General features: G+C 38.5%; 6 protein-coding genes. All 6 read right to left on the bottom strand.

Translation table 11 applies throughout. The annotated features are described in order from the left end of the window. On the bottom strand, window positions 1–848 hold an 848-nt coding region (locus EA341_RS17815; protein WP_293016523.1), incomplete at its 3' end, for a S8 family serine peptidase. 160 nt (window positions 849–1,008) lie between these two features. Next, complete coding sequence (locus EA341_RS17820; RefSeq protein WP_293016524.1) at window positions 1,009–2,616, bottom strand: S8 family serine peptidase; 1,608 nt, start codon at window positions 2,614–2,616, stop codon at window positions 1,009–1,011. Between the two features lie 190 nt (window positions 2,617–2,806). Further along, window positions 2,807–3,733 carry an L-histidine N(alpha)-methyltransferase gene (gene egtD / locus EA341_RS17825; RefSeq protein ID WP_293016525.1) on the bottom strand — a complete coding sequence of 309 codons (927 nt, stop codon included), beginning with the start codon at window positions 3,731–3,733 and terminating at the stop codon, window positions 2,807–2,809. A 1-nt stretch (window position 3,734) separates the two neighbouring features. Next, window positions 3,735–4,889 (bottom strand): ergothioneine biosynthesis protein EgtB, encoded by a 1,155-nt coding sequence (gene egtB, locus EA341_RS17830; RefSeq protein ID WP_293016526.1) that lies wholly within the window; start codon window positions 4,887–4,889, stop codon window positions 3,735–3,737. Then, window positions 4,886–6,355, bottom strand: coding sequence for a BCCT family transporter (locus tag EA341_RS17835; RefSeq protein WP_293016527.1), 1,470 nt, complete (start codon window positions 6,353–6,355; stop codon window positions 4,886–4,888). The genes egtB and EA341_RS17835 overlap by 4 nt, the downstream gene beginning before the upstream one ends. Window positions 6,356–6,555: 200 nt before the next feature. Further along, on the bottom strand, window positions 6,556–6,837 hold the full coding sequence (locus EA341_RS17840; RefSeq protein ID WP_293016528.1) for a DUF427 domain-containing protein: 282 nt from the start codon (window positions 6,835–6,837) through the stop codon (window positions 6,556–6,558). Window positions 6,838–6,892 lie beyond the last annotated feature (55 nt).

Here is a 6,892-nt window from a genome sequence, read left to right on the forward strand (position 1 = left end):
AAAGAAGAAATATAGACAGCTTCATCAAATTCAGTATCTGAGTGGTAAGTCCTTACACCTAATAAGTTTAAATCTTTTGCTGACCCAAACGTCCTTCCTCCTGCTACAAGAGCCATATTCGTTGACGGACTGATTCTATGGTCCTGAATTCCGATAGAATCAATATTGAAAACTCTGTTTTCAAACTCTTCAGGGTAATCCTCCCAAATCAAACCTGGAGGAAAATAAGCGTTTACCCCTTTGCCAGTTGCCGTATAGCTATAGGTATCATTCAAAGGTAATTGCCGCTGATCTATTCTGTCTAAGTATTTGGGAGCATCATGCTGAATAGTACCTCCAGTACCTGGTTCAGGATCTTGTGGATTAGAATCATCTTCCTCTCCATCACCTTCTTTTGGTTTTTCCTGTCCTGGAGGAGTTTTTCTTAAATTATAAGAGTCTGGAATAAAAATATCCTGCTCTATACTCTTTACTCTTGAATCTCTTCTTAATGCCTTAAGTTCGTCAGAGGTCAACTCCAAAGTAAAACCTGTAATGGCATGCCCATAAACAGCCTTCAACTTTTCCCTTGGAATGTTATTCCTAGTCAGCATTTCTTGACTTAGATTCCGTACACCTGCCTGGACATCCTCATACCTATCACTTCTCCTTGAGTTAATGGCATTGTCATGTAGCGTAACAATATACCTTCCTGGTACAAAATTGGTCTCATTTCCTTCCAATGAAATTGGATCCTCTGCTTGAGGATCTTCTAAATTAAGATCCTGACAGGAAAAAAACATGAATAAGGCTATCATAACACAGCCGGGCAATACACTTTTAATCTGAAATCGCTTGAAAACTGACATAACAAAAAGGTTGATGTTCAAAATATATTTTTGCTTTTAGATAAGTTCACATAGATATTTGTTACCCTAAAACTTTATTCCCGAATTGAATCTCTTTTTCAAAAGCTTCTAAAAAACACCCTGCCCTTTCCAGAACAGGGTGTTAATCAACTAAACGTGCTTAAAATGTCACAGTCACTTCATTGGAACATAAATTGGTTCTAGGCACGCAAAATTTATATGTTCTTGGTGGAAGATTCCTACCCGTTACATCAGATATCCATAAACCTTGGTCAGCAACTACACTGCCGATGCCTTCTCCATCCTCAAAAACATTCAACCGATTGGTTTCACTTTCTATTTGGCTCCACTCAAAAAATATGGTGTAATTGTTACCGTTCCTCCTCTGTGATTTTGCTTCCAAATCAAATGCATAATTAGGTCTATTGGGATCAATTTCACCAGCTCCCAAAGGGGTTAATCCAGAATATAATAAATGATTATTGATCGACTTAGAAAATCTTACTACATTCTTGGTGGAAGTTTCAAATAAAAAATCATAAACTTGTTGTGCGGAAGCTGTTGGATTAGTTTCCAAATATAGAGCAGCAACACCTGCTGCCAAACATGCAGCGTTTTCGTAAGATAAATCAAATAATTCATTGGTTTGATATTCTGGAAAACCACCCCTCAATACAGATACACCAGGAGCAAACAAGTTAATACAAGAGCCGTAGCTATCCCAGGCTAAACCATCCACAAAATTTGTACTTCCTACTGAAAAAACATTGTCAAATTTAGTTGGAACTTGGTTACAAGTATTACCTCCAAAAAAGGTATGAGTGAAAATTGGGAATCCTTCATGAAACAGCTGATTGATTGTGAATTCTACTAATTCAATGTCAGTTTGACCCATTAATGGTAAAAATACAAGGCCAGGTTTTTGACCATTGGCTAAAATCCAATCCATTGCTCGTAAATAGCTGCTCACCGTACTTTCACCGTCCCAAACGTCTAAACTCACAATTTTTACCCCCTTCGCAACGCCATAATTTTCACCTCCTAAAGCAGCGGCATTTAATACCCCCCAATCCAATAAAAGAGGTTCGTTTGGCACATCGCCTGTCAAATCAATATTAATAGCTCTTCCGTTAAATTCGTTTAGATTTTCTAATATTGGAGCACCTATCATATAAGCTGTAACTCCATTTCCAGTTGTGGGAGTTGAAAATTTTCCATCCAAGGGCAATAATCTTTGATCCAACCGGTCTAGGTACCATTGAGGCTGAATTCCAAGTTCTGGCTCAGGATCAGGTTCTGGCTCAGGATTGCCTCCCCCTCCTTTTCCCGAATTACCTCCTTTTTTTAAAATGGAATGTCCTACAACATACTGGTCAGGAATAACAAATTCAACTACTGGATCCTGTTTTATCAATTGAAATTCAAAAGGTTCCAGTTGAACCGAGAATCCTTCGAAAGCATTCCCATATACTGCCTTAATTTTATCAGAATCAATACTATACTTGATTAAGATGTCATGGGAAATCTTCCGCATTTCTAATTGCACATCTTCATACTTATCAGATTTCCTGAAATTGATCTCATCGCTGTGTAAAGTAACAATATATCTGCCAGGTACCACATTGGACATTGATTGATCCAATTTGGACAAATCTTCCGGTTTTGGCTCTTCTAAATTGAGCTCCTGACAGGAAAAAACTATAAATAGCACTAACATTACACAAAATGGCAATGTCTTTTGAATCTGAATTTGCTTGAAAACTGACATGATAAAAAGGTTGATGTTCAAAATATATTTTTGCCTTCAGATAAGCTTACATAGGTATTTGTTACCCTAAAAACTTACTTACCGAATAAAAGTAGCGGATTGAACATATCTAAAAAATACTACTTAGGTAGTATTTTTTACTTAAATTTTAAAAATTTACAGTCTTAAATTACCGAATTTGACAAAAATCCTACTTCCTAAATAAACTCAAACTATAATACCCCTTCTCATCGGTAAAATGCTTGTCCCATTCAAAACCGGTTTTTGAAGCAATTTTATCCAAATCTTTCAGGCTATATTTTTGGGAGATTTCGGTATGAATAGTCTCGTATTGATCAAAGGTGATTTCATTTTCTCCAATTTTAACTTTCTGTGTCTTTAGACTCACCAAAAAACTTAGGGCAGAACCGGTCAAAGGATTATAAACTCCATAATGCTCAAAGGAATCCAGATCGAAATCCCCTTCCAACTCTCTGTTTATCCTTTCCAATAAATTAATATTAAACTTTTTTGTGACGCCCTTACTATCATTGTAAGCAGCCCGAATCACATGCGGGTTCTTCTTCAAGTCCACACCCATCAAGAAAAAATCTCCCGGACTCAAGAAATCATTGATAAACCGGATAAATTCAATCGCTGACTCGCCTGGAAAGTTGCCTATATTACTTCCCATAAATAACAGCAACCTAGCTTGCTTTCTCTCCTTGAGTTGAAAAATGGTCTTCAGGTAGTCGCCCGCAAGCACCTGCACATCCAAACCAGGAATTCTAGCTTTTACCAAATCCCTATTTACTTCTAAAATCTCTCCCGAAATATCCAAAGGGATATAATTGATATGCTTTCCTGATTTCACAGCCTCTTCCAAGAAGATGACCGTTTTGGAGCCATCTCCAGCTCCCAATTCGATAATATCCAACTCCTTAAAAGGTATTTCATCCAGAATATTCCCAGAGCTGTTTTCAAGAATTTCCAGTTCACATTTTGGAAGGTAATATTCCTCCAAGTTCATGATTTCCTGAAAAATCCTGGAACCCTTTTCATCATAAAAATATTTGGACGATAGAGATTTTTGGGGCGCTTTAAGGCCTGTAATAACATCTTCTAGAAAACTACTCATCTTATTTTACTAATCTAAAACTTGAAAAAAGCCACCTACTGGAGGCATGAAAGAAATTGCGGTAGGTCTTACGGCTATGGCCTTTTGGAGTAGCCACAGATGCTCCGCGAAGCACATTTTGATTGGACATGAATTTACCGTTGTATTCGCCTAAAGCCCCTGGCGCTTTCTGAAATCCTGGATAAGGCAGGTAAGCACTATAGGTCCATTCCCAAAGTTGTCCCCAATTCAGTTGTTCTGCAGCCACTTCCCACTCAAACTCGGTAGGCAGCCGCATACCCTTCCAAGATGCATAGGCGTATGCCTCGTAAAAACTCACATGTTGAACAGGTAAATCAGGATTGACTTTTTCAAAACCCTGAAGAGTGTAATGGTGCCATTCCCCCGCTTTCTCATACCAATACAGAGGAGCTTTGACACCTTCCTTTTGGATGAAATCCCATCCTTCTGACAGCCAATGGTTAAAATCTTTGTAACCTCCAGCTTTCATGAATTCCATATATTCTCCATTAGTCACCAGGTTTTCAGTAATTTCAAAACCTTGTAAATAGACCTTGTGCTGCCCCAATTCATTGTCAAAGCAGAAATCCTTCCCATCAGCGCCAATACTATAAATTCCTTCCTCAAAAGTCTGGAATCCACCCTTCTTTTCACTTTGGGTAGAAAAATCCGTCCCGTAAACCGGGAAAGTAGGTTGGTTGCCTAGAATATATTTGATATCATAGACCAGCAACTCCTGATGCTGCTGCTCGTGGTTGATGCCGATTTCTATGATATCCAAGATTTCTTCGGAGGGAGAATTTTCTAAAAAGGACAACATCCCCTCAGTTACAAATTTCCTGTAATCCATGACCTCTCTAACAGGCGGGCGGCTCATCAGGCCACGGTTTGGCCTAAGTACCCTTTCACCGGCATTGTTGTAATAACTATTGAACAAGAAAGAGAAATCTTCATGAAAGAGTGTATACCCCTTGGCATGCGGCTCCAATACAAAAGCCTCAAAAAACCAGGTTGTATGGCCCAAATGCCATTTAGGTGGAGATACATCCACTATGGGTTGGGGCACATAATCTTCTATTTCCAAGGGTGCACATATTTTCTCAGAATGTTTTCGGGTATGCTCAAACTTTTCTTTGAGTTCAAGTAGTCTATTCATATCGTGGTTTTTTTCCAAAACAATAATCTAATAAAATATACAACCATCCCCAAAAACATCAAGCTAAAAGGTAAGGCAAACACAATCAATAGTTGGGAAACAGACTCTAGCAAATCTTCTTTTCCAATCAGCATCAGGCCAATAGTAAAAAGCCCTATCATTATCCCCCAAGCCCAGCGGAACCTTTTCGCTGGCTCTGGATTCCCGCCATCACTGAACATGCTCAATACAAAAATGGCAGAATCCACTGAAGTAATGAGAAAAGTAAAAACCAACACCAATGTCATGATTTTGGTCAATGCAGCAAGGGGGAAATAATCCAAAAACATGAAAATCCCGGTATAGATGGATTCAAAATCCTGCCAATTTGCTTGCCTAGTATTCAATAATTGAAAAGCATTTTGTCCAAAAGCAGTGAACCATAAGAAGGTACCCAAAGCAGGGATAATCAATACGGCCAGAACAAACTCTCTGATACTTCTTCCTTTGGAAACTCTGGCGATAAATATCCCTGTGAAGGGTGCCCAAGCCAACCAAAAAGCCCAATAGAAATATGTCCAGCCCTTCAGAAAATCCTGACTTACTTCAAACTTCCCCAGGTTGAGTGACATTGGAATAAACTCATACAGATATGTGCCCAAAATACCGAAAAACTCAAAATTGACTGAACGCTGAATTCCAAATGATACAACCAATAGAAGAAGCAAAGTAGCCAAACCTATGTTGAAGTTGGAGAGATTTCTAATGCCCTTACTCAAACCAAGTAATGCAGAGCCTGTAGCGAGAAATGAAATCAGAATAACCACATAAATTGCTTGAAGCGGTTCAGTATCAAAACCATTGACGTAACCAATAGCCTGTAAGAATTGCCTTCCTCCCAAACCCAAGGCAGCAACAACTCCCAAAAGCGTACAGATGATAGTCAAAACATTCATCAAAACTCCAGTGGGACTATTTTGATAAGCTGATGGCAGTATGGAGGAACTTAGCGCTTTTTCTTTTTTGATATACATAATATAGGCCATCAGTAAACCAAATAACCCATAAAATGCCCAAGGAGTAAGGCCCCAGTGGAAAAAAGAGTATTCTAAGGCAAAACCTGTCTGGGACAAATCGGATTCTCTAGGTGGATTTTGAAAATAATAAACAGGTTCCTGTACTGCCCTTAGGAGTAGTCCCGCTCCCATTCCGGTGCTATACAGCATGGCTACCCAAGAAAACCAGCCATATTCAACTTTGTCTGATCCAAGTTGGATTTTACCCCATTTTGAAAAAACGAAGACCAGCAAAATCAAAACCGCAAAAAGACCAAAAAGGAGGTAATAGAATCCGAATCCTTTTAATAAAACATCCGTCCAAATCTCAAGTCTCAACTTAAAACCCAAGGGGAAAAAGAAGGCCATCCCCAGAAATACTAAGCAGAAAATAGCAACCATCCACAAAGTAACTTTCTGCGGATATTTCATGGGTTTAAACATCATAAGATTAGAAGTGCTCAGGCCTAGAGAATATATCTAAAACTACTTGAAAATTAGGACAAATGATTGTCACCTACTTTTCTACGAGAAAAATAAATAATTTAGAATTCAACACCTATACAACAGTCAATAGCTATAAAAGGAGATATTCCCCAATAATTCCCTACTGAGGTACTATCAGCGATAACTCATGGCTTCACCTCAACTCCTTTCCAAAAAGCTACATGGTTTTTGATTTCCCGCGCAGCATCTTTCGTATTTGGATAATACCAAGCGGCATCTTTATTCACTTTTCCATCCACTTCAATATTGTAATAAGAAGCTACTCCCTTCCATGGGCAGGTGGTATGGGTATCAGAAGCTTTGAAAAACTCTTTTTTGATCGTTTCTTCGGGGAAATAATGATTCCCTTCAACTTGTATTGTTTTTTCAGATTCTGCGATAATTTGATTGTTCCAGATAGCTTTCATGATTTTAATGTTTATGTGGTATGTATTTTAAACTGTTTTAAAGTTACCCTATCAT

The sequence above is a fragment of the Mongoliibacter sp. genome (assembly GCF_007692705.1).
Lineage (GTDB): Bacteria > Bacteroidota > Bacteroidia > Cytophagales > Cyclobacteriaceae > Mongoliibacter.